Origin of the sequence: Agrobacterium sp. S7/73, from assembly GCF_019355535.1 — a bacterium.
GTDB lineage: Bacteria > Pseudomonadota > Alphaproteobacteria > Rhizobiales > Rhizobiaceae > Agrobacterium > Agrobacterium tumefaciens.
Genome location: NZ_CP072136.1, coordinates 15366 through 37153 on the forward strand (window position 1 = coordinate 15366; position 21788 = coordinate 37153).

At 60.5% G+C, this 21788-nt stretch carries 21 protein-coding genes and 1 riboswitch; of the genes, 16 read left to right on the forward strand and 5 right to left on the reverse strand.

Annotated elements, in window-relative coordinates; all coding sequences use genetic code 11:
• Positions 1 to 4 precede the first annotated feature (4 nt).
• The 5 genes from J5276_RS00070 to J5276_RS00090 are packed head-to-tail and all read left to right on the forward strand — an operon-like array spanning position 5 to position 4625.
• Positions 5 to 826, forward strand: a complete 822-nt coding sequence (locus J5276_RS00070; protein ID WP_112153933.1) for an amidohydrolase — start codon at positions 5 to 7, stop codon at positions 824 to 826.
• 3 nt (positions 827 to 829) lie between these two features.
• On the forward strand, positions 830 to 1840 hold the full coding sequence (locus J5276_RS00075) for a zinc-binding alcohol dehydrogenase family protein (RefSeq protein WP_112153932.1): 1011 nt from the start codon (positions 830 to 832) through the stop codon (positions 1838 to 1840).
• Positions 1837 to 2970 carry a mannitol dehydrogenase family protein gene (locus tag J5276_RS00080; protein ID WP_111782525.1) on the forward strand — a complete coding sequence of 378 codons (1134 nt, stop codon included), beginning with the start codon at positions 1837 to 1839 and terminating at the stop codon, positions 2968 to 2970. The genes J5276_RS00075 and J5276_RS00080 overlap by 4 nt, the downstream gene beginning before the upstream one ends.
• 11 nt (positions 2971 to 2981) lie before the next feature.
• Positions 2982 to 3311 carry an L-rhamnose mutarotase gene (locus J5276_RS00085; RefSeq protein WP_003516404.1) on the forward strand — a complete coding sequence of 110 codons (330 nt, stop codon included), beginning with the start codon at positions 2982 to 2984 and terminating at the stop codon, positions 3309 to 3311.
• Positions 3312 to 3347: 36 nt separating this feature from the next.
• Positions 3348 to 4625: an L-fuconate dehydratase gene (locus J5276_RS00090; RefSeq protein WP_003516405.1), complete on the forward strand. Its 1278-nt coding sequence runs from the start codon at positions 3348 to 3350 to the stop codon at positions 4623 to 4625.
• Here J5276_RS00090 and cobD read toward each other — a convergent pair.
• On the reverse strand, positions 4607 to 5653 hold the full coding sequence (gene cobD / locus J5276_RS00095; RefSeq protein ID WP_112153931.1) for a threonine-phosphate decarboxylase CobD: 1047 nt from the start codon (positions 5651 to 5653) through the stop codon (positions 4607 to 4609). The two genes, J5276_RS00090 and cobD, sit on opposite strands and share 19 nt — an antisense overlap.
• On the opposite strand from cobD, the gene cbiB reads away from it, so the two are divergent.
• Entirely contained in the window at positions 5652 to 6617 is a 966-nt protein-coding gene (gene cbiB, locus J5276_RS00100) for an adenosylcobinamide-phosphate synthase CbiB (protein WP_065705079.1), read from the forward strand. The genes cobD and cbiB overlap by 2 nt on opposite strands.
• On the opposite strand, the gene J5276_RS00105 is transcribed toward cbiB, so the two are convergent.
• Together J5276_RS00105 and cobO are read right to left on the reverse strand one after the other, a co-directional pair.
• On the reverse strand, positions 6604 to 8061 hold the full coding sequence (locus J5276_RS00105) for a cobyric acid synthase (RefSeq protein WP_112153930.1): 1458 nt from the start codon (positions 8059 to 8061) through the stop codon (positions 6604 to 6606). The genes cbiB and J5276_RS00105 overlap by 14 nt on opposite strands.
• Position 8062: 1 nt before the next feature.
• Complete coding sequence (gene cobO, locus J5276_RS00110; protein ID WP_112153929.1) at positions 8063 to 8680, reverse strand: cob(I)yrinic acid a,c-diamide adenosyltransferase; 618 nt, start codon at positions 8678 to 8680, stop codon at positions 8063 to 8065.
• Positions 8681 to 8807: 127 nt separating this feature from the next.
• Positions 8808 to 9023: riboswitch (cobalamin riboswitch) on the forward strand.
• Between the two features lie 154 nt (positions 9024 to 9177).
• Here cobO and J5276_RS00115 point away from each other — a divergent pair.
• The 7 genes from J5276_RS00115 to J5276_RS00145 are packed head-to-tail and all read left to right on the forward strand — an operon-like array spanning position 9178 to position 17460.
• Positions 9178 to 9564: a DUF1636 family protein gene (locus J5276_RS00115; protein ID WP_162632948.1), complete on the forward strand. Its 387-nt coding sequence runs from the start codon at positions 9178 to 9180 to the stop codon at positions 9562 to 9564.
• Positions 9561 to 10598, forward strand: a complete 1038-nt coding sequence (gene cobW, locus J5276_RS00120) for a cobalamin biosynthesis protein CobW (RefSeq protein WP_112153927.1) — start codon at positions 9561 to 9563, stop codon at positions 10596 to 10598. Before J5276_RS00115 ends, cobW begins: the two co-directional genes overlap by 4 nt.
• A 5-nt stretch (positions 10599 to 10603) precedes the next feature.
• Positions 10604 to 13954 carry a cobaltochelatase subunit CobN gene (gene cobN, locus J5276_RS00125; RefSeq protein ID WP_112153926.1) on the forward strand — a complete coding sequence of 1117 codons (3351 nt, stop codon included), beginning with the start codon at positions 10604 to 10606 and terminating at the stop codon, positions 13952 to 13954.
• Complete coding sequence (cobG, locus tag J5276_RS00130) at positions 13951 to 15309, forward strand: precorrin-3B synthase (RefSeq protein WP_112153925.1); 1359 nt, start codon at positions 13951 to 13953, stop codon at positions 15307 to 15309. Before cobN ends, cobG begins: the two co-directional genes overlap by 4 nt.
• The gene (locus J5276_RS00135; RefSeq protein WP_003516424.1) at positions 15306 to 15938 is read left to right on the forward strand and encodes a precorrin-8X methylmutase; all 633 of its coding nucleotides are present in this window, start codon (positions 15306 to 15308) and stop codon (positions 15936 to 15938) included. The genes cobG and J5276_RS00135 overlap by 4 nt, the downstream gene beginning before the upstream one ends.
• Positions 15935 to 16702, forward strand: coding sequence for a precorrin-2 C(20)-methyltransferase (locus J5276_RS00140; RefSeq protein WP_019565970.1), 768 nt, complete (start codon positions 15935 to 15937; stop codon positions 16700 to 16702). The genes J5276_RS00135 and J5276_RS00140 overlap by 4 nt, the downstream gene beginning before the upstream one ends.
• The gene (locus J5276_RS00145) at positions 16699 to 17460 is read left to right on the forward strand and encodes a precorrin-3B C(17)-methyltransferase (protein WP_013636988.1); all 762 of its coding nucleotides are present in this window, start codon (positions 16699 to 16701) and stop codon (positions 17458 to 17460) included. The genes J5276_RS00140 and J5276_RS00145 overlap by 4 nt, the downstream gene beginning before the upstream one ends.
• On the opposite strand, the gene J5276_RS00150 is transcribed toward J5276_RS00145, so the two are convergent.
• On the reverse strand, positions 17427 to 18209 hold the full coding sequence (locus tag J5276_RS00150; protein ID WP_112153924.1) for a cobalt-precorrin-6A reductase: 783 nt from the start codon (positions 18207 to 18209) through the stop codon (positions 17427 to 17429). The genes J5276_RS00145 and J5276_RS00150 overlap by 34 nt on opposite strands.
• Between J5276_RS00150 and cbiE the strand changes: the two genes are divergently transcribed.
• The 3 genes from cbiE to cobM are packed head-to-tail and all read left to right on the forward strand — an operon-like array spanning position 18208 to position 20662.
• Positions 18208 to 19485 (forward strand): precorrin-6y C5,15-methyltransferase (decarboxylating) subunit CbiE, encoded by a 1278-nt coding sequence (gene cbiE / locus J5276_RS00155; protein WP_112153923.1) that lies wholly within the window; start codon positions 18208 to 18210, stop codon positions 19483 to 19485. The genes J5276_RS00150 and cbiE overlap by 2 nt on opposite strands.
• Positions 19479 to 19892, forward strand: a complete 414-nt coding sequence (locus J5276_RS00160) for a cobalamin biosynthesis protein (protein WP_162632947.1) — start codon at positions 19479 to 19481, stop codon at positions 19890 to 19892. Before cbiE ends, J5276_RS00160 begins: the two co-directional genes overlap by 7 nt.
• A complete protein-coding gene (gene cobM, locus J5276_RS00165; RefSeq protein ID WP_038492561.1) occupies positions 19889 to 20662 on the forward strand; it encodes a precorrin-4 C(11)-methyltransferase in 774 nt (257 codons plus the stop codon). Before J5276_RS00160 ends, cobM begins: the two co-directional genes overlap by 4 nt.
• Here the strand turns inward: cobM and J5276_RS00170 are convergent.
• On the reverse strand, positions 20617 to 21747 hold the full coding sequence (locus tag J5276_RS00170) for a cobalt-precorrin-5B (C(1))-methyltransferase (RefSeq protein WP_019565975.1): 1131 nt from the start codon (positions 21745 to 21747) through the stop codon (positions 20617 to 20619). The two genes, cobM and J5276_RS00170, sit on opposite strands and share 46 nt — an antisense overlap.
• Positions 21748 to 21788: the final 41 nt, after the last annotated feature.

A 21788-nucleotide genomic window follows, 5' to 3' on the forward strand; every position in this document is an offset into this window, starting at 1 on the left:
AGCGATGATCATCGATGCCCACCAGCATTTCTGGCTGATGAAGGATCGTGCCGGGCAATGGCCGCCACCGTCTCTGGCTGCCATCTACCGGGATTTTCTTCCGCAGGATCTGTCTCCTCTGCTGGCAAAGGCCGGAGTTTCCGGAACGGTGCTGGTGCAGACGATGGAAAGTGCGGCCGATACGGATTTCATGCTCCATCTGGCTGGCAGCACCGATTTCATCAAGGGCGTTGTCGGCTGGGTGGACATGAAGTCCGTGGATGCTGCGGCGGAAATCTCCCGGCGGGCAAAACATCCGGCCTTCAAGGGCGTACGGCCGATGCTGCAAGGCATGGAAGATGTGAGCTGGATCGACGATCCCGCGCTCGATGCCGCTGTGGATGCGCTGGTGAAACATGCACTGGTGTTCGATGCGCTGGTCCTGCCGCCGCATCTGTCGCATCTTCTCGCCTTCGCGCGCCGCCATCCGCAATTGCCTGTTGTCATCGATCACGGGGCGAAGCCGCTTATCGCCACGGGCCAATATGGCGACTGGCGCAGGGACATGGCAGCTTTGGCGGCCCTTCCCAACCTCCATTGCAAGCTGTCCGGCCTGTTGACCGAGCGTGGCGAGCAGAGACCGGAAGCCGTCAGGCCCTATGCCGAAACCATTTTGGAACTGTTCGGCGGCGAACGCGTGATCTTCGGCAGCGACTGGCCGGTATTGCGGCTGGCTGGCGACTATCAGGAATGGCTGGACTTCTGCCGCGAAATCGTGCCTGAGCACGACCATGCGGCCGTCTTTGGCGGCAACGCCGTTCGTTTTTATTCCCTTCCCAACAGGTGATGCATGCTGGCGATTTTCTGCGAGACCCCCGGTCAACTTGTCCCCAAGGAACTACCAAAGCCCGCCCGTGGCGAAGGTGAAGTGCTGGTGCGTATTCGTCGCATTGGTGTCTGCGGCACGGACCTGCATATTTTCACCGGTAATCAGCCTTATCTTTCTTATCCGCGCATCATGGGCCACGAGCTTTCCGGCACGGTGGAAGAGGCGCCGGAAGGCAGCCGTCTTTCGGCGGGCGATGTCGTTACCGTCATACCCTATATTTCCTGTGGTGAGTGCAGCGCCTGCCGCAAAGGAAAGAGCAATTGCTGCCGCAACATCGGTGTGCTTGGCGTTCATCGCGATGGCGGCATGGTCGAATATCTGAGCGTTCCGCAGCAATTCGTGCTGAAGGCGGAGGGATTGAGCCTCGATCAGGCGGCAATGACCGAATTTCTGGCGATTGGCGCGCATGCCGTGCGTCGTGGGTCGGTGGAAAAGGGTCAGAAGGTCCTGATCGTCGGCGCCGGTCCGATCGGCATGGCGGTTGCGGTTTTCGCCGTTCTCGATGGCGGTGAGGTGACGATGATTGACGGGCGCACCGACCGGCTGGATTTCTGCAAGGACCATCTCGGCGTTGCCCATACGGTGACGCTTGGCGAGGGCGACAAGGATCGCCTGTCGGATATCACCGGCGGTGATTTCTTCGATGCCGTTTTTGATGCGACCGGTAATCCTAAAGCCATGGAGCGTGGCTTTTCCTTCGTCGGCCACGGCGGTTCCTATGTACTGGTTTCCATCGTTGCCAGCGACATCTCCTTCAACGATCCGGAGTTTCACAAGCGCGAAACCACGCTGCTCGGCAGCCGCAACGCCACGCCGGAGGATTTCGAGCGGGTGTTGCAGGCGCTGCGGGAAGGCAAGGTACCGGAGGCACTCATCACTCACCGCATGACACTTGCCGAGGTGCCTTCCAAATTCGCCGGGCTGACCGATCCGAAAGCCGGAGTCATCAAGGGCATGGTGGAGGTCGCATGACGACCGACACACCCATCCTGCAATTCGGTACCAGCCGCTTTCTTCTGGCGCATGCGGATTTGTTCATTTCGCAGGCGCTGGAAAAAGGCGAGGCCCTCGGGCGCATCGCAATCGTCCAGACGACCGGCAATGCGGAGAGCCTGAAGCGTGTGGCAGCATTGAACGATGGCACGCCCTATCCGGTGCGCATTCGCGGCATTCGCGATGGGCAAGAGGTGGATGAGGAAATTCCAGGTAAGGCTGTCGCGCGCGCGCTGACGGCGGCGGCCGACTGGGCCGAGGTGCGGCGCATCGCCTGCGGGGCAGGGGTCATTCTGTCCAATACGGGTGACCGCGGTTATGAGCTGGATTCGTTCGACGGGCCGGGTCTTGCCGACGACTTCACGCTTGTACCAAAGAGTTTTCCTGCAAAGCTCTGCCTGTTGCTGCTGGAACGTTTTCAGACCAATCCGGAAGCCCCTGTATCGATCTTTCCTTGCGAGCTTGTTCCGCGCAACGGCGACCGGTTGAAAGAGGTTGTTCGCCAGCTTGCCGACGAATGGCAGCTGCCAGCGGGTTTCGGCTTCTACCTGAATGAGAAATGCCGTTTTGCCAACAGCCTTGTAGACCGCATCGTTTCCGAGCCGATCGATCCGGTTGGCGCAGTTGCCGAGCCCTATGCGCTTTGGGCAATCGAGAAGCAGGAGGGCCTTGTTCTGCCCTGCACCCACCCTGCGGTGGTGCTGACTGATGATCTCGACCGCTATGAAAAGCTGAAGCTGTTCCTGCTCAATCTTGGCCATTCCTATCTGGCGGAGCGATGGTTGCGGGATGCCCGTGAGAAAGACGAGACGGTGCGGCAGGCAATGGCCGACGATGCGCTTTCGGGAGATCTGGAAACGCTCTGGCGGGACGAGGTTCTGCCGGTCTTTGCCGCAGAAGGCATGGGAGAAGAAGCGCAAGCCTATATCCGTGCGGTGCGGGAGCGTTTCCTGAACCCCTTTCTCGCCCACCGGCTCGCGGACATTTCAGGCAATCACGATGAAAAAAAACGCCGTCGTTTTGTCCCGGTCATCGCTGCGGCGGAACGTCTGGGGTTGAACGTGCCGCAGCGGAAACTGCGTGCGGCGCTCGCCACCATCAAGCAATAACGGAGTTTTGTATGCAGCGCATGGGAATGGTCATCGGCGTCAAACCGGACATGATTGCGGAATATAGAAGACTGCACGCCGCCGTCTGGCCCGAAATTCTGGCGCTCATCAGCGATTGCAACATCCGCAACTACACGATCTTCCTGCGCGAACCGGAAAATCTGCTGTTCGGATATTGGGAATATCACGGCACCGATTTCAGCGCCGATATGGCGAAGATGGCGGCAAGCCCAAAGAACCAGGAATGGTGGTCTTTCACCATTCCCTGCCAGCAACCACTCGAAAGCCGCAAGGAAGGCGAGTGGTGGGCAATGATGGAAGAAACCTTCCATCACGACTGAACGATTTCCTTTGACACTGACCGCGAGTGAACGGCCATGACCAAAATTACTGATCTGCGAGTTTTCGACCTGCGTTTTCCGACCTCCCAGAGCCTTGATGGTTCGGATGCGATGAACCCCGACCCGGATTATTCGGCGGCTTACGTCATTCTCGACACCGATGAACCGGAACTGAAAGGCCACGGGCTGACCTTCACCATTGGCCGCGGTAATGAGATTTGCTGCATGGCCATCAAGGCGATGCGCCATCTGGTGGTGGGAACCGATCTGGCGACGGTCACCGAGAACCCCGGCAAATACTGGCGCCACCTGACTGGTGATAGCCAGCTGCGCTGGATCGGCCCGGACAAGGGCGCGATGCATCTCGCCACCGGCGCTGTCGTCAATGCTGTCTGGGATTTGCTGGCCAAAAAGGCGGGAAAGCCGGTCTGGCAGCTTGTTGCCGATATGAGCCCGGAAGAAATCGCCGATATCGTCGATTACCGTTATCTGACTGACGTGCTGACGAAGGACGATGCACTTGCGATCCTCAAAAAAGCCGAAAGCGGCAAAAAGGAACGTATCGAGACGCTGAAGAACGAAGGCTACGCCTGCTACACCACATCAGCCGGCTGGCTCGGTTATGACGACGCCAAGCTGCGCCGTCTTTGCCAGGAAGCGATCGATGCCGGTTTCAACCATGTAAAGATGAAGGTTGGCCGTGATCTCGAAGACGATATCCGCCGCCTCACCATCGCCCGCGAGGTGATCGGCCCCGACCGTTATCTGATGATCGACGCCAACCAGGTGTGGGAAGTGGATCAGGCGATTGAATGGGTCAAGCAACTTGCCTTCGCCAAGCCCTTCTTCATTGAAGAGCCGACCAGCCCGGACGATGTCGCCGGCCATCGCAAGATCCGTGCAGCCATCGGCTCCGTGAAGGTGGCAACCGGCGAAATGTGCCAGAACCGTATCATGTTCAAGCAGTTCATCGCCGAAGGTGCAATCGACGTCGTGCAGATCGACAGCTGCCGCATGGGTGGTCTCAACGAGGTGCTGGCGGTTCTGTTGATTGCTGCCAAATACAATTTGCCGGTCTGGCCGCATGCCGGTGGCGTCGGCCTTTGCGAATATGTGCAGCATCTGTCGATGATCGACTATCTCGTGGTTTCCGGCACCAAGGAAGGCCGCGTGATCGAATATGTCGACCATCTGCACGAGCATTTCATCGAACCCTGCGATATTCGCAATGCCGCGTACATGCCGCCGAAGCTGCCCGGTTTCTCCATTGAAATGAAGCCGGATTCTATTGCGACCTACACGTTCAAGGGATGATTGAAGGATAACAGCGCTTCCGTGAGGCGCTGCCACTCCGCTTCGCCGCCGGGAAGGCCGAAACGCATGTCGTTCGGCCTTTCATCAAAAATGCGCACCAGAATGCCGTGCCGGCCAAGGTGATCGAACAGTTCTTTGGCCCGGTGGTCCCGCACCAGGGTAAACAGGGGCGTACCGCCGGCAATCTTCAGGCCCACTTTTTCCAGCAATTCACTCATACGCTGTGCTTCTGCCGCAAGCCGGAGGCGCATGGCTGATTGCCATTCCCTATCCGCCAAAGCCTGCGTCGCGATATTGAGCGCCGGCCCGGATACTGCCCAGGGGCCAAGCCTTGCCTCCAGTTCCGCAGCGATGTCGGGATGCGCAAGCGCAAAACCGAGCCGGACCCCTGCCATGCCATAGAACTTGCCGAAGGATCGCAGTACCACCAGCGCGTCGCGCCCTGCGACATTTGCAAGACTTTCCGTATGTCCTGTCTCGATAAAGGCCTCGTCTACGACGAGCAGGCCGCCTTTGCGGCGCATCGCCTCGGCCAGCGACAACAAAGCTTCTCGATCCGTGATGCGACCATCGGGGTTGTTGGGATTGACCACCACCGCATAGTCGTAAGCTGACAGACCACTGATATGGTCTACCTCGGTCACGGTCAGTCCGGCCATGCGCGCGGTTCGGGCATGTTCGGCATAAGCGGGGGAGAGCACGGCTCCGCTTTTCGCTCCGCGTTCGAGTGCCAGCTGAGCCAGCAATGGCATCAGCATCTGGGTGCCGGGGGACAGAGCCACATGCCCGGCTGATGGTGCGCCGAAAGAGGCGACGGCCAGCCTTTTCAATTCTTCGGCCGCGTCAGGCTCCGGCAGGCGGGCAAATGCGCTGGCGGGAACGGGAGAATGCGGGTAGGAGTGCGGATTGATCCCGGTCGACAGGTCGATCCACGGTTCCGGCGCTTCAGGAAACATCAGGCGCGCCTTGCCGAGATTGCCGCCGTGACGGATCGCAGCCTGCGCTTTTTCCGGTACCTTATCGCCCATGTTCTTCGCTCTCGCTTTTCTGTCGCTCTTGATCGAACGCCTGACTGGATATCCGGACTGGCTGTTCAAACGCATCGGTCATCCCGTCACCTGGATCGGTTCGCTTATCGCGCTGCTGGACAAAAAATGGAACCGGGAGAGTGCTTCATTTTCGCAGCGCAAGGCGGCAGGCGTCGTGGCGCTTTCCGTTTTTCTGGCGCTGACGGTGCTTGTTGCATGGTTAGTGCAATCGGTTCTGCTTTTATTGCCCCTTGGTCTGTTGCTTGTTGCGGTGCTTGGGGCGTCACTTCCGGCCCAAAAAAGTCTGGAACAGCATGTGGAGGCCGTCGCCATTGCGCTGGAACGCGAGGGGATTGACGGCGGGCGCAAAGCTGTCTCCATGATCGTCGGGCGCGATCCGCAGGCGCTGGATGAGGCGGCAATCTGCCGGGCGGCGATTGAAAGCCTGGCTGAAAATTTCTCTGACGGCATTGTCGCCCCTTCCCTCTGGCTTGGTCTTCTGGGGCTGCCAGGCGGTGCGGGTTATAAGGCAATCAACACGGCCGACAGCATGATCGGTCATCGCTCGCCACGCCATGAGGCCTTTGGTTGTGCGTCGGCCCGGCTGGACGATCTGGTCAATTTGCCGGCATCGAGACTGAGCGGCGGTCTTTTCGTGGTCGCCGCGTTTTTCGTGAAGGGTGCATCACCGAAAGGGGCAATTGCCGCGATACGCCGCGATGCGCGGCATCACCGCTCTCCCAATGCCGGCTGGCCGGAGGCGGCATTGGCCGGGGCACTGGGCTTTGCGCTGGCCGGGCCGCGCTCCTATGGCGGGCAGATGATCGAGGCTCGTTTCATGGGCGAAGGCGGAAGAGCGACACTGGTTGCTGGCGATATTCGCACAGCGCTAAGGCTGGCGAGGATCGCAGACTTCTTGCTGATCGCGCTGTTCGGATTGCTGGCAATCCTTATCGCGCTATAGAAAGCAGTCTGTCGAGATCGAGGTGGTTCTCCATATGGGCCGCCAGGCGATCAAGAACGGCATCTACCTGCGCATCATAGTTCAGTTGCGTGCCCTGCCCACCAAGGCGCTCAAGCCACGCCCCGCGTTGGCGGTCATCCGCAAACAGGCCGTGGATATAGGTGCCTAGGATGCGGCCATCGGGCGAAATTGCGCCATCGGCATGCCCGTCAATAGTCGAAAATGGCAGGTTGCCCGCAGCACCCGTCGTTTCGCCAACATGCATTTCATAGCCGGATAAGGGAATTCCGTCGAAACTCTGTCCCTGGACAGAAACGAGCCTCTTGTCGCCCGTCAAAACCGTCGTCACATCCAGCAGGCCCAACCCATCGACCGTCATTGGTGGTCCTTCGATGCCGTCAGGGTCGGCAACGGTTTTTCCAAGCATCTGGTATCCGCCGCAGAGACCGAGAACATAACCGCCGCGGCGCACATGTGCCTTGATGTCGATGTCGAGGCCTGCATTTTTCAGCACGGCGAGATCAGCTATGGTGGATTTCGAACCGCAGAGCAGAACCAGCCGGCAATCGGCGGGAATGGTCTCGCCCTGCCGCACTCGGATCAGTTCCACATCCGGCTCCATGTCGAGCGGATCCAGATCGTCGAAATTGGAGATATGCGGCAGGATCGGCACCGCAATGCGGATTTTCGCGCCGGGCTTTTGTTGCGCCGGGCCGGTAAGCCCAAGGGCGTCCTCCGCCGGCAATTTCGCAGCATCGGAAAAATGCGGCAATAGCCCGATGGACGCCCAGCCGGTCTTTTCCGCGATCATCCGCATGCCGTCTGAAAACAGCGTAGGGTCACCGCGAAAGCGGTTCACGATGAAGCCCTCTATCATCGCGGCATCATCGCGTTCGAGAACGGTTTTTGTGCCCACGAGGCTGGCGATGACCCCGCCCCGGTCGATATCGCCGATCAGAATCACGGGAGCATCTGCGGCGCGGGCAAAACCCATATTGGCGATGTCGTTGGCGCGGAGGTTGATTTCGGAAGCACTTCCCGCCCCTTCCACCAGCACCAGATCGGCCTGTTGTTTCAGGTGCTCGAAGCTCTCCAGCACACGCGGCATCAGCCCGGCTTTCATGTGCTGATAATCGGCAGCTTTGGCATTGCCGACAATTTTACCCTGTACGACGACCTGTGCGCCGGTTTCGCTCTGCGGCTTTAAAAGCACCGGGTTCATGTGAACCGACAGCGAAACGCCTGCTGCCCGCGCCTGCAGCGCCTGCGCGCGACCGATCTCGCCGCCATCGGCGGTGACCGCCGCATTGTTCGACATGTTCTGCGGCTTGAACGGCATGACGGACAGGCCACGCCTGACGAAGGCGCGGGCAAGGCCAGCCACCATCAGCGATTTGCCGACATCCGAGCCGGTTCCCTGAAACATCAGCACACGTGCAGTCATGTCAGTATTCTATCCCGGCCTGCGCCTTTACGCCCGCCTTGAAGTGATGTTTGACGAGGGTCATTTCCGTCACCATGTCGGCAGCGTCGATCAACGGCTGTTTGGCGTTGCGGCCGGTAACGATGACATGCAGATCGGATCTACGGTTGGAAAGCGTTTCGACGACCTCTTCCAGCGGCAGGTAATCATAGCGGAGCGCAATGTTCATTTCGTCGAGAACCAGCAATCCGATCGTCTCGTCGGCCATCAGTGCTTTCGCTTCCTCCCACGCCTTTGTAGCTGCCGCGACATCGCGCTTCAGGTCCTGCGTGTCCCAGGTAAACCCCTCGCCCATGGTGCGCCATTCCACCCTGTCGCCGAACAAAGTCAGGGCCTGCTGTTCACCCGTCGACCAAGCGCCCTTGATGAATTGGACGACGCCGACCCGCCGACCGGTACCGAGCATGCGCAAAGCAAGGCCGAAAGCGGCCGTGGATTTGCCTTTACCAGGGCCGGTATTGATCATCAGCAGACCTTTTTCGATGGTCTTTTCCGCGACTTCGGCATCCTGAACCGTCTTGCGGTTGACCATTTTCTGCCGGTGGCGTTCGGCTTCGCTGTCGCTGATATCGCGTGTCATCGCGTTTTCCTTCTCGTCCAGAGGCGCGGGACCGTATCCCCCCGCCATTCGGAGCGGCGACTATACTCAATTTGCCGCACCCGGCAATCGACAAGCCGGCAGCATTGACCGTCACGCCCGTTCAGCCTAAGGGTAAGGCACTGACGGTCTTTTCCCGGCAACGGGAAAAGCTAAGAGGGAACACGGTTCCACCCCATATCGGGTCATTCCGTGGCTGCCCCCGCAACTGTAAGCGGTAAGCCCGCACTATGAAGCCACTGGACCATAAAATTGGCCCGGGAAGGTGGTGCAGGGTGTTTTAAAGCCGCAAGCCAGGAGACCTGCCGTTTCAGGAAAAAACGTCTCCCGGGCGGGGTGCTCCGGTCAGCCGGTCGAATTGATTTGCAGCCGCGCTTTTCAGTGCGCTGTTTTCGACATCCGCACCCCGATGAGTTTAAAGGCGCGGAAAGCGGAACGGTTTGGATATTACCACAACATCTTCTTGTGCGGACGGGACAATGGAAGCCAACACAGCTTCTGGCGTGGTCGTTTTTGTGTGCCGAAGCTGTCGCGACGACACCGATCCCAATGCGGAGCCGCGCCCCGGCACCATCCTTGCGGAAGCTGCCATCGCAAAAGCGCGTGACTCCGGCATCGATGTTCGCTCCGTCAATTGCCTTGCCAATTGCAAACGCGGCCTCAGTGCCGTGCTGCGCGGTGCCGATGGCTGGTCCTATGTATTCGGCGGGCTGACGCCCAACGATGCGGAAGACCTGCTCACGGGCGCGCAAATGCTGGCCTCCTCCGCAGACGGCCTGATGCCCTGGCGCGGCCGCCCCGACACATTGAAGCGCGGCATGGTGGCGCGCATTCCCCCATTCGATTTTACCGAGGAGAGATCATGAGCACCCTTCTGGACCGCGTTCCCTGCACCATCGTCACTGGCTTTCTGGGGGCTGGAAAAACCACGCTGCTGCGCGGTCTTCTCGAAAAGCTAGATGGCAAGCGGCTTGCCATCATCGTCAACGAATTCGGTGATATCGGCATCGATGGGGATATCCTCAAGGGATGCGGCATTGAGAGCTGCCCGGAGGAAAACATCGTTGAGCTGGCCAATGGCTGCATCTGCTGCACGGTGGCGGATGATTTCCAGCCGGCCATCGAACAGATTCTAAGCCGGCAGCCGAAGGTGGAGCATATCCTCATCGAGACCTCCGGCCTTGCCCTGCCCAAGCCGCTGGTGCAGGCATTTCAATGGCCGGCCATCAAGAGCCGCGTGACGGTTGACGCTGTGGTGGCTGTTGTGGATGGCGCTGCCCTTGCCGAGGGTCAGGTGGCGCATGACATGGAAGCCCTTGCCGCCCAGCGCGCAAATGACGAAGCCCTCGATCACGACGATCCGGTCGAAGAGGTTTTTGAGGACCAGATCGCCTGTGCCGATCTTATCGTGCTGACCAAGGCGGATCTGCTCGATAGCGCCGGTCTGGACAAGGCGAAGGCTCATATTCTCGTGCATTTGCCGCGAGCCGCAAAGATCGTCGTCGCCTCGAATGGCGTCATCGATCCGGCCGTGCTGATCGGCCTCGGTCTTGCGGTTGAAGAGGATATCGAAAACCGCCGCACCCATCACGATGGTGAACTCGACCACGAACATGACGATTTCGACAGCTTCGTCATCGACCTGCCGGCCGTGACCGATCCGGAAGCGCTGGCGGCTCGTATCGCTGAGACAGCGGCTGCGGAAAATGTTCTGCGCATCAAAGGTTTCGTCGAAGTATCCACCAAGCCGATGCGCCTGCAGGTGCAGGCAGTCGGTAGCCGCGTCAACCATTATTATGACCGTCCCTGGGCGGCCGGTGAAGAGCGCCGCAGCCGCCTCGTCGTCATAGGCGAAAAGGGCCTCAACCGCGAAAAGATCGAACAGATGCTGGCCGCCTGATAGAAATGCACATTCTCGCCACCACATCTTCGTCTCTGGACGACCTGATCGAGCCGGTTGATCTCAACCAGCCGCGATCGGATGTGGTGATGCTGTCTTTTTCGGCAAGCGATCTTGCCGGGCTGGAACAGGCATGGCGGCAGGCAGAGGGCGCGCTTCCGTCCCTGTCCGCCGCCAACCTCTCCGAGCTTCGGCATCCGATGTCGGTCGATCTGTGGATTGAAAAGACGGCCGAACATGCCCGTGTCATCCTTATCCGGATTCTCGGCGGCGCGGAACGCTGGCGCTATGGCGTCGATCAGCTCAGCACGATGGCGCGGCGACGTGGCATAAAACTTATGCTCCTGCCGGGTGAATGCAGTGAGAGAGACGAAAAGCTCGAAGCAGCCTCGACTGTTGATCGCCAGACGTTGGCGTCTGTCCTCGCCTTCTTCCGCGAGGGTGGGCGGGAAAATATGGACCGGCTTGCCATTGGTCTTGCTGCCCTTGTAAGTGGTGGCGCATGGCCAGATATCGAGGCTCAACCGCTGCCGAAAGCCGGCTTTTACCGGCCGGGTAACGGCGTCGTGGATCAGGCGGAAGCCTGCGCCGGTTTTCCCGCCGGTGCAGCTGTCCTTCCCATTCTCTTTTACCGCTCCATGCTTCTTGCTGCCGATGCGGCGCCCGTGGATGCGCTTTTTCACGCGCTCTCTCAGCGCGGTTTTGCGCCATTGCCGATTTTCGTCAGCGGCCTCAAGGATGGGGAGGCGATCCGCTTTCTCGAAACCGTACTGCCCGAACTCCAGCCCGCCGCCATCGTTGCCGCCACGGCTTTTGCCAGTCAAATGGACGACAGCGGTAAAACCCTGTTTGACCGCCTCGGCGTGCCGGTGTTTCAGGTGGTTATGGCGACGACGCGACGGGACGGCTGGGCGGAAAATGCGCGCGGTCTCAACCCTTCCGATCTTGCCATGCATGTGGTTCTGCCGGAACTCGATGGCCGGATTCTTGCTGGCGCAATCTCGTTCAAGCAGGTGCGGACTGATGGCGGTATCAGCCTCATCAATGTACCGGAGGCTGATCGCGTCGAACAGGTGGCAAACCGAATCGCTGCCTTTCTGCAATTAAAACAGTCCACGCCACAGGAACGGCGGATCGTCATTCTGATGCCGGATTATCCCGGTGCTGCGCCGGGGCGCACGGGTTATGCCGTTGGTCTCGATGTGCCGCAAAGCGTGCTTGAAATGCTGCGCGATCTGGCCGCGGCAGGATATGTGGTTTCGGATATTCCCGAAACGGCGCGGGCTTTGCTGGATTGTGTCGAGCAGCAGGAAGCGGCTGTCGGACTTTTAGACTATCGTGATTTTCTTTTGGGTTTGCCTGAAGGGGTTGCCGCCTCCGTGGATAGCACGTGGGGTTCGGCCGAACAGGACGACGCACTAGCCGACGGCGCATTCCGTTTTCGCGTCGCCCGTTTCGGCCAGATATTCGTGGCCCTGGCACCGGATCGTGGGCGAAATGAGGATCGGCGGGTGGATTACCATGACCCTGCCCTGCCGCCACGTCATGCGTTGGTCGCTTTCGGCGCCTGGATGCAGCGTGTCGCAGGGGCGCATGCCATTGTGCATGTCGGTGCGCATGGCACGCTGGAATGGCTGCCCGGCAAGACAGTTGCGCTTTCCCGCGATTGTTTTCCTGAAATCGTCACCGGGTCTTTGCCGGTGGTCTATCCGTTCATCGTTTCCAATCCGGGCGAAGCGGCGGTTGCCAAACGGCGGATCGCTGCTGTCACGATCGGCCATGTTCCGCCTGTGCTGGTAGATGCCGGGCTTTCGCCGGAACAATCGGCTCTTGAACAGCTCGTCGACGAATATGCGCAGGCAGATGGGCTCGACCGCCGCCGCCGCGACCGGCTGGCGAAACTGATCGTAGAGAAGGCGCTGGAAACCGGTCTTGCGGCGGATGCCGGTGTCGGTGCAAAGGACGATGCCGATGCGGCGCTGTCGCGCATCGACGCCTTCCTCTGCGACCTCAAGGACTTCGCTATCAAGGATGGCCAGCATGTTTTTGGCCGCAGCCCCGAAGGCGAGACCGATCTTCTGAGGCTTGAAAGTGCTGCGGCGGAAAAAACGGCGCTGCTTGCCGCGCTCGATGGCCGCCATATTGTCCCCGGTCCTTCCGGCGCACCCGCGCGCGGGCGTCTCGATGTCCTGCCGACGGGCCGCAATCTTTATGCTGCCGATCCGCGCACCATGCCGACGCCGACGGCTTTCGAGCTGGGCCGCATGGCGGGCGAAGAAGCGCTTCGGCACCATCTGCAATCCCATGGCGACTGGCCGAAACATCTGGTTTTTGATCTCTGGGGCAGCGCCAGCCTGCGCAATGGCGGCGAGGATGTGGCGCAGGCGCTGCATCTGATGGGAGCGAGACCGATCCATGACCTGGCGACGGGCCGCGTCACAGGCATCGAGGTTCTGCCGCCGGCCAGTATCGGGCGGCCGCGTGTCGACGTCACATTCCGGATTTCCGGCCTGTTCCGCGACATGTTTCCGGCGTTGATCGCTCTTCTAGACGCCGCCGCCAAGGCTGTCGCGCGGCGGGATGAAGCGCCGGGTGACAATCCGCTGGCGGAAGAGGCGGTGGCACTCGGGCATATACCCGCACGCATCTTCGGTTCGGCACCCGGCACCTATGGTGCGGGCACTGAGGAGAAACTCGCCAGCGGAAAATGGGAAGAACGCGAGGAACTGGGCCAGGCGTATCTGGATGCGGCAAGCCATGCCTTTGGTGGTGCGGATGGGCTTGAGATTTTCGAGGATGCCGGTTTTGTCGAGCTGGTGCGCCGTGCCGATCTTCTCGTTCACACCGGTGACGATCCGGGCCGCGATCTTCTCGACGGCTCTTCCGATGTCGCCTTCATCGGTGGGTTTTCCGCCGCAAAAGCACTCCTTGGCGGCGTTGCCGATATTGTGGCGCTGGATACGACCGATCCCGCGCGTCCGCGCGCGCGATCCATTTCGCAGGCGCTGACGCGCGTTGTTCGGGCCCGCGCCGTCAATCCGCGCTTCATTGCCGGCCAGATGCGGCACGGCCCGCGCGGGGCGGCGGAATTTGCCGAGACGGTTGACCGGCTGATCGGTTTTGCGGAAACCACCCATGCGGTATCTTCCTCGCTGATCGAGGCGCTTTACGACGCCTATTTCGGCAATGAGGACGTGCGCGATTTCATCCTGCGGGAAAATCCGAAGGCGGCGGAGGTCATGGCGACGCGCTTTTTATCCGCCCGTCGTCGCGGGTTGTGGCACAGCCGCCGCAATGCGGTGGATGCGGAACTTGAAATGCTGATCCTGCCCCGTTCTGAAAGGGTCGGCGCATGAGGACGGCCCCTTCCGATCCGGTCCAGCCGTTTGGCCGCCGTGGGACGTGTCCGGCCTTATCGACCCCGATGCTGACCGGTGACGGATACCTGTCGCGCATCGCATTCGAGGCGGATATTGCGCCCCATGATATGATAGCACTTTGCGAACTTGCCGAGCAGCACGGCAACGGTCTGATAGACATCACGGCACGCGGCAGCCTGCAATTTCGCGGCCTGACGCGGGAAAGCGCCTGCGACCTGGAGAATGATGTTCTGGCGCTCGGTTTGCCGCTTCGCGACGGGCTGGCAGTCGAGACCTCACCTCTTGCCGGTCGGGACGATCGGGAAATCGCCGATGGCAGCGCCATTGCGGATGAGATTCGCAGAGAGGCTGCTGCGCTGGCGCTGCATGAAAAGCTCGCCGCCAAAATGTCCGTCATCATCGATGGGGGCGGCCGTCTTTCCATGTGCGATTTGCTGGCCGATATCCGTCTGAAGGCGGTGCGGCTCGATCATCGAGTTTTCTGGCAATTGCTTGTCGGAGGTCCGGAGAGCAAGGCGTTGCGCGCGGGATTTGTTGAGGCCGACAAGGCAGCCGATGTGGTCCTGTTGCTGCTCGTCCATCTGGCCGGCAAAGGACCGCTTGCCCGTGGCCGCGATCTGGATTTGCGGACGATAAAGGCGATTTGCGGAGACCGCCTGGTAGATAGCGAGAGCCAAGGCGAGATGCCTGCGCCTTCCTCGCCCCTGGGGCTGATGGCGGCCGGTGATGGTACCTTTGCTGCCGGTATCACTCCTGCTTTCGCGCAAGTTCGTGCTTCCGATCTGTCGCGGCTCTGTGGACTGGCGCGCGCATTTGATATCGAAACATTGCGGCCGTCGCTCAATCATAGCCTGCTATTTTTCGGGTCGCGGAATGCTTGCGATGCGCTGATGCAAACTGCGGACAGTGCCGGTTTCATCACAAGGGCAGGTGATGCGCGGTCTTCCATCGCTGTCTGTCCCGGCACGCCGGGATGCGCTTCGGCTTTCTTTCCCACACATGATCTGGCGGCCTTTGCATCGCGGGAACTAGCTTCCATGCTCGATGGCTCCTTCACACTGCATCTCTCCGGCTGCGGAAAGGGTTGCGCGCATCCCGCCCCCTCGTTTTTGACCTTTTCCGGCACCGCCGATGGTCTGGCCTTTTCGTTTTCGAGCCGCGCCTGCGACCCGCAGGACGGTATTTTACCTTTCGAGCAACAGAGGACGGCGCTTTCGCGGCTTGCCCGTCTTTGCGAAAAAGAACATAAGCCCGGGGAAAACGCTGCCGACCTGCTTGCCCGTCTGGGTAAGGAGGCAATCGTTGCCGCGCTTCGACAGGATGACCGATGACCGACCATGATTATATTCGCGACGGCAATGCGATTTACGAGCGCTCCTTCGCCATCATTCGCGAGGAAGCGGATTTGTCCGCCTTTACCGAAGATCAGGCGGATATCGCCATTCGCATGATCCATGCCTGCGGGCTGGTGGAAGCGGCCAGCCATTTCCGTTTTTCTCCGGATTTCGTTGTCGCTGCACGTGGTGCTTTGCTGGCGGGCAAGCCCGTTCTGTGCGATGCGGAAATGGTCGCCCACGGCGTGACCCGCGCCCGCCTTCCGGCCAATAATGACGTGATCTGCACCCTTCGCGATCCGCGCACCCCTGAGCTTGCGAAAACGATTGGCAATACCCGTTCCGCCGCCGCGCTCGATCTCTGGGCGGAAAAGCTGGACGGTGCTCTCGTTGCTATCGGCAACGCGCCCACAGCGCTGTTCTATCTTCTGGAGATGCTTGAAAAAGGCGCTCCACGTCCAGCTGCCATCATCGGCATGCCGGTCGGTTTTGTCGGTGCGGCGGAATCGAAGGATGCGCTGGAGGCTAGTTTGCTCGGCATTCCCTATGCCATCGTCAAGGGACGCATGGGTGGATCGGCCATGACGGCCGCTGCCGTCAACGCCGTTGCGAGGGCAGGTCTGTGAGCGCGGCTCTTTTCGAAAATTCCAAGGGTAAACTCGTGGGCGTCGGCACCGGCCCCGGCGATCCAGAGCTTCTGACGCTGAAAGCCGTGCGCGCCATCGAAAATGCCGATGTCCTCGCCTTCTTCTGCAAGAAAGGCAGCAGCGGCAATGGTCGCGGTATCGTTGAGGCCTTCATTCGTCCGGGCACACTGGAAATGCCGCTGGTCTATCCGGTAACCGTCGAGAGCGACAAAAATGGCGAGGATTATCGCGGTGCGATCGCCGCATTTTTTGATCAGTCGGCCATGGATATTGCCGCTCATCTCGATGCCGGGCGGAATGTCGCCGTGCTGTCGGAAGGCGATCCGCTATTTTACGGCTCCTATATGCATCTTCATCTGCGGCTTGCGCCTTCCTATGAGGCGGAGGTCGTTGCCGGCATTACCGCCATGTCCGGCTGCTGGTCGATGGCCGGTCTACCGCTGGTGCAGGGTGACGATATCTTGAGCGTGCTTCCCGGCACGCTGGCAGAAGATGTTCTGACAGAGCGTCTGTCCGGCACGGATGGCGCCGTGATCATGAAGGTCGGGCGCAACCTGCCGAAAATCCGCCGGGCGCTGGAAAAGGCCGGCAAGCTTAATGAAGCGCTGTATGTCGAGCGCGGCACCATGGCGAACAGCCATGCGGTGCCGCTGATCGAGCGGGACGCATCGCCCGCCCCCTATTTTTCGCTGGTTCTGGTACCTGGCTGGAAAACCAGACCCGCTGGCGGTGAAGCGTCATGAACGGCAGGCTGGTCGTTGTTGGCCTTGGCCCTGGCAGTTCTGCGCAGGTGACACCGGAGGCGCTCGCCGCGGTTGAGGCGTCGGAGGATTTCTTCGGTTACATTCCGTATCTTGATCGGCTGTCGCTCAGACCCGACCAACGTCGCCATGCCTCTGACAATCGCGAGGAAATCTCCCGTGCCGAACAGGCTCTGCGGCTTGCAGCCGGGGGCGGCAAGGTCTGCGTGGTTTCGGGCGGCGATCCCGGCGTTTTTGCCATGGCGGCGGCTGTTTGCGAGGCGATTGAACATGGCCCGCGCGAGTGGCGCGAAATAGACTTTTCGGTCGTGCCGGGCGTGACGGCCATGCTTGCGGTTGCCGCACGAGCCGGCGCGCCGCTCGGGCATGATTTCTGCGCTATCTCGCTGTCGGACAATTTGAAGCCCTGGGGCATTATTGAAAAGCGGCTGATCGCGGCTGCGGAAGCCGGATTCGTGATGGCTTTCTATAATCCCGTCAGCAAGGCGCGCCCGCACCAGCTTGGCACCGCCTTCGATCTTTTGCGGGCACATCTGCCCGGCTCGGTGCCGGTGATCTTTGGCCGTGCGGCAGGCCGTGCGGATGAGCGCATCCGGGTCGTGCCTTTGTCGGAAGCATCGAGCGACATGGCGGATATGGCCACCTGCATCATCGTCGGTTCGGTGGAAACCCGTCTGATCGAGCGTTCGGACAAAGATCCGCTGGTTTACTCGCCGCGTTTTTCGAAAAGAGAAAGCTGATGGCGGATGGCGGTGAGCGCAGTCGCTATATCCGGCACGTTCGCGCCATTGAGGATTGCGGCGTTCAGCTGTGGCGGCCGCTCGATCATGATAACCGGCAGACCGAGCCGCCTCGCCGCTTCGATCTTGCCGTAACTGGCGTTGCCGCCGGAGTTCTTGGAAACCACGGTGCCGATACGGTTTTCCTCCAGCATGCGGATCTCTTCATCCAGCGCAAAGGGGCCGCGCGCTGTAATATAGCGAGCATCCGGCACCTTCAGCGGCGGCTCTACCGGATCAACGCTGCGAATGAGATAGCTGTGTTGGGGTGCGGCCTCGAAAGGAAGAAGTTCCTGCCGGCCGAGCGCCAGAAACACCCGCTTGCCTTCAGCGCCGAGCGCAATAACAGCCTGTTCGATGGTATCGACCCTCTGCCATTTGTCATTCGGTTGGCGCTCCCAGGCGGGGCGCGAAAGCATGATGAGCGGAACTTTGGCAAGTCGTGCCGCCTCGATGGCATTGGCGGAAATCCTCGCCGCATAGGGATGGGTGGCGTCGACCAGAATATCGAAATTCCCGGTGCGGATGAAATCCGCCAAACCCGCAGCACCGCCGAACCCGCCACTGCGCATCGGCACCGGCTGTTCCACTGGCGAAAGCGTACGACCGGCCATGGAGAGCAGGATTCGGTAGCCGGAGTCCACCGCCAGCTTGCCGGCCAGAATGCGAGCATCCGCCGTGCCGCCAAGGATGAGTATGGAGCGTGTCATGACGTCTGAATATTCCGGAACGGGCAACGCTTCCACTCAAAAGAAGGCTTCCACTGAAAAGAAAGGCAAGCCATGGCTTTTCATCGTCGGCATAGGCGAAGATGGGCTGGATGGGCTCGGTCGGAATGCAGTGGCGGCAATAGAGGCGGCCGAGATTGTTTTCGGTGGCAAACGCCATCTGGAACTGGCGGCTGCAGCCATTCGTGGTGAGGCGCGCCCTTGGCCGGTGCCGTTCGATGCGGAGATGAGCGATGTCGTGGCGTTGCGCGGTAGACGGGTCTGCGTGCTCGCCTCCGGCGATCCGTTCTTTTATGGCGCCGGCGTCACACTTCTGCGGCGGATACCGTCGGAGGAGACAGTCTGCTATCCCTCACCTTCAGCTTTCTCCCAGGCCGCGGCGCGGCTTGGCTGGGCCTTGCAGTCGATCGAATGCGTGTCGTTGCACGGGCGTTCCATCGATCTTTTGCGACCGCATCTGCATCCCGGAGCGAGGATCATCGCGCTTACTTCTGATGAGCGCGCGCCCGCTCTCATCGCGGAATTGCTGTCTCAATCCGGTTTCGGCCAGTCGGAATTTGTCCTGCTCGAAGCTTTGGGCGGAAAGCGGGAGAGGCGGCGGCAAATCAGGGCGGTCGATTTTACCTTTGACGACATCGATCCTTTGAACGTCGTGGCTATCGATGTCGTTGCTGCTGAGGGCGCACGCGTCCTGCCTTTTGTGCAGGGGCTGGATGACAGCCTGTTCGAACATGACGGGCAGATCACCAAGCGTGAAATCCGTGCCGTGACTCTTTCATCGCTGGCTCCGCGCCGGGGCGAGCTGCTGTGGGATATCGGTGCCGGTTCGGGTTCGATTGGTATTGAATGGATGCTGTCGCACCCCTCGCTCCGTGCCATCGCCATAGAGCAGCATCCCGACAGGGCGGAGCGTATCGCCCGCAATGCCGAGGCATTTGGCGTTCCGGGGCTTGAAGTCATGATCGGTGCAGCACCTGCGGCTTTTGAAGGCCTGCCTCAACCGGATGCGATCTTCATTGGTGGTGGTGGCAGCGAAACGGGCGTGTTTGAGGCTGCTCTGGAGGCCTTGAAGCCAGGCGGGCGGCTGGTTGCCAATGCGGTGACGCTTGAAATGGAAGCGGTGCTGCTTGCGGCCCATGCCAGATTCGGCGGTTCGATGATCCGTCTCGATGTGTCGCGCGTTGTTGCTGTCGGCTCCATGTCGGGCTGGCGTCCGGCCATGCCGGTGACGCAATGGAGCTGGGTCAAGCCATGGTGACTGTCGCTGGCATAGGCTGCCGCAAGGGCACGGGTTCAGATGCAATTATTGCAGCCGTGCACGCTGCCGAGCTTGCTTTTGGCATGACCGTTGAATGCTTGGCGACTGCGCCGCTCAAGGCAAAAGAAGCTGGTCTTGTGGAAGCGGCGAAACGTCTGGCGCTGCCCCTTGAAATCGTATCGAAGGAACAGCTCGAGGCGGCTGCTTCGAAAACAATGACATTTTCACAGGCAAGCCTTGATCATGCCGGGACGCCCAGCGTCAGTGAAGCGGCGGCACTTGCTGCCGCCGGAGAAAATGCGCGGCTGGTCGCGGCGCGTCTCGTGGTTGGCGATGTGACGGTAGCCATCGCCACGACGAGCGACGCGCGAAATGGCCGCGCCATCGAACATGGAGAACAACAATGACGGTTCATTTCATCGGCGCCGGTCCGGGCGCCGCCGATCTCATCACGGTGCGCGGGCGCGATCTTATCGCTGCCTGCCCGGTCTGCCTTTATGCCGGCTCGCTGGTGCCGAAGGCGCTGATCGAGTATTGCCCGACGGATGCACGCATTGTCGATACGGCAGCACTGTCGCTTGATGAGATCGAGGCGGAATTCGTTGCGGCGGCAAAGGCCGGCAAGGATGTGGCACGGCTGCATTCCGGTGATCTGTCCGTCTGGAGCGCCATGGGTGAACAGATCCGCCGGCTGGAACGGCTGGGTCTCGATTATACCGTGACTCCAGGTGTGCCCTCTTTCGCTGCTGCCGCTGCCACCCTGCAGCGGGAATTGACGGTGCCAGAAGTGGCGCAAAGCCTTGTTCTGACCCGTATTTCGGGCCGCGCTTCGAAAATGCCCGAGGGCGAGACGCTGAAAGCCTTCGGTGCGACCGGGGCGACACTTGCCATCCATCTCGCCATCCATGCCATCGGCCAGGTGGTGGAAGAACTGACGCCGCTTTATGGTTCCGATTGCCCAGTCGCCATCGTTGTCCGCGCCTCCTGGCCGGATGAGCGGGTCATTCGCGGCACGTTGTTCGACATCGAAGGAAAACTGGCGGCCGAACCGGTGGAGCGGACGGCGCTGATCTTCGTCGGGCACGGGCTTGCCTCGACGGATTTTCGCGAGAGCGCACTTTATAGTACCGATTATGTCCGACGGTTCCGCTCCCCGAAGGAAGATGCGAAGGGCTGATGCGACGGCGTGGAGGCGGTGCGTCCCTTGAGCGTGCCCTGACGATCGAACACCAGAATATCAAGCTCGATGCCGGGCACCTTCAAAGCGGCAGCCGCTGTTACCCAGGCTTTCTCCGCAACGATCGCGCCGAGGTCTATCCCCGCGCGTTCGGCCAGCTCAAAGGCGTGCGCAACCATGTTGGCCTGACGAATGGCGAGGGCAAGATTTTCATCTCCGCCAGCCTCGGTTGCGAGTACCGCCAGCGCATCAAGATCGGCCAGGCCTTTCTTGGAATGCACGTCGAGCATGCCCTGGGCGAGCTTGGTCATCTTGGCGACGCCGCCGGCAATGGTTACCCGTTCGACGGGGTGGCTGCGCAGATATTTCAGCATGCCACCGATAAAATCACCCATGTCGATCAGTGCGGTCTCTGGCAGGCCGTACACTGCCTGCCCCGCCTTTTCCGAGGTGTTGCCGGTCGCGCCGAGCAGATGGGTGCAGCCGGTGGCGCGCGCCACATCGATGCCGCGCCAGATGGAGTGGATCCATGCCGAGCAGGAAAATGGGATGACGATGCCGGTGGTGCCAAGGATGGAAATGCCGCCGACAATACCGAGCCTGCCATTCAGGGTCTTTTCCGCGATTTTCTCGCCGTCCCGAACGGAGATCTCGACTTCGAAATCTGCACCGTCTCCGGCTACTTCGCGAATGGCGGTTTCGATCATCTTGCGCGGTACGGGGTTGATCGCGGGTTCGCCCGGCGGCAGGGGCAATCCAGGCCGGGTGATGGTGCCGACGCCTTTTCCGGCCTTGAAGGTTATGCCGCTGCCGGGCTTTCCCCGTCGCACGGTGCTTTCGATCAGCGCACCATGGGTCACGTCGGGATCGTCGCCTGCATCCTTGACGACGCCGGCTCTTGCGAAGTTTTCACCTTTTTCCTCGGTGGCGAGAGAAAATGCCGGCCTCGCGCCGCTTGGAAGTTCGACTTCGACAGGGTAAGGAAACTCGCCGGTCAGAAGGGCAGCGCAGGCCGCCTTCGTGGCGGCTGCCGCGCAAGTGCCCGTGGTCCAGCCGCGGCGAAGGGTCTTTCCATCCGTTTCCATATGAATTCCTATAGCCGGGACGGCTATTTCCGTCATCGTTA

Excerpts from the sequence above, each read along its gene's own strand:
- J5276_RS00070 (WP_112153933.1), top strand. The coding sequence starts at position 5 with ATGATCATCGATGCCCACCAGCATTTCTGGCTGATGAAGGATCGTGCC.
- J5276_RS00075 (WP_112153932.1), top strand. The coding sequence starts at position 830 with ATGCTGGCGATTTTCTGCGAGACCCCCGGTCAACTTGTCCCCAAGGAA.
- J5276_RS00080 (WP_111782525.1), top strand. The coding sequence starts at position 1,837 with ATGACGACCGACACACCCATCCTGCAATTCGGTACCAGCCGCTTTCTT.
- J5276_RS00085 (WP_003516404.1), top strand. The coding sequence starts at position 2,982 with ATGCAGCGCATGGGAATGGTCATCGGCGTCAAACCGGACATGATTGCG.
- J5276_RS00090 (WP_003516405.1), top strand. The coding sequence starts at position 3,348 with ATGACCAAAATTACTGATCTGCGAGTTTTCGACCTGCGTTTTCCGACC.
- cbiB (WP_065705079.1), top strand. The coding sequence starts at position 5,652 with ATGTTCTTCGCTCTCGCTTTTCTGTCGCTCTTGATCGAACGCCTGACT.
- cobD (WP_112153931.1), bottom strand. The coding sequence starts at position 5,653 with ATGGGCGATAAGGTACCGGAAAAAGCGCAGGCTGCGATCCGTCACGGC.
- J5276_RS00105 (WP_112153930.1), bottom strand. The coding sequence starts at position 8,061 with ATGACTGCACGTGTGCTGATGTTTCAGGGAACCGGCTCGGATGTCGGC.
- cobO (WP_112153929.1), bottom strand. The coding sequence starts at position 8,680 with ATGACACGCGATATCAGCGACAGCGAAGCCGAACGCCACCGGCAGAAA.
- J5276_RS00115 (WP_162632948.1), top strand. The coding sequence starts at position 9,178 with ATGGAAGCCAACACAGCTTCTGGCGTGGTCGTTTTTGTGTGCCGAAGC.
- cobW (WP_112153927.1), top strand. The coding sequence starts at position 9,561 with ATGAGCACCCTTCTGGACCGCGTTCCCTGCACCATCGTCACTGGCTTT.
- cobN (WP_112153926.1), top strand. The coding sequence starts at position 10,604 with ATGCACATTCTCGCCACCACATCTTCGTCTCTGGACGACCTGATCGAG.
- cobG (WP_112153925.1), top strand. The coding sequence starts at position 13,951 with ATGAGGACGGCCCCTTCCGATCCGGTCCAGCCGTTTGGCCGCCGTGGG.
- J5276_RS00135 (WP_003516424.1), top strand. The coding sequence starts at position 15,306 with ATGACCGACCATGATTATATTCGCGACGGCAATGCGATTTACGAGCGC.
- J5276_RS00145 (WP_013636988.1), top strand. The coding sequence starts at position 16,699 with ATGAACGGCAGGCTGGTCGTTGTTGGCCTTGGCCCTGGCAGTTCTGCG.
- cbiE (WP_112153923.1), top strand. The coding sequence starts at position 18,208 with ATGACGTCTGAATATTCCGGAACGGGCAACGCTTCCACTCAAAAGAAG.
- J5276_RS00150 (WP_112153924.1), bottom strand. The coding sequence starts at position 18,209 with ATGACACGCTCCATACTCATCCTTGGCGGCACGGCGGATGCTCGCATT.
- J5276_RS00160 (WP_162632947.1), top strand. The coding sequence starts at position 19,479 with ATGGTGACTGTCGCTGGCATAGGCTGCCGCAAGGGCACGGGTTCAGAT.
- cobM (WP_038492561.1), top strand. The coding sequence starts at position 19,889 with ATGACGGTTCATTTCATCGGCGCCGGTCCGGGCGCCGCCGATCTCATC.
- J5276_RS00170 (WP_019565975.1), bottom strand. The coding sequence starts at position 21,747 with ATGGAAACGGATGGAAAGACCCTTCGCCGCGGCTGGACCACGGGCACT.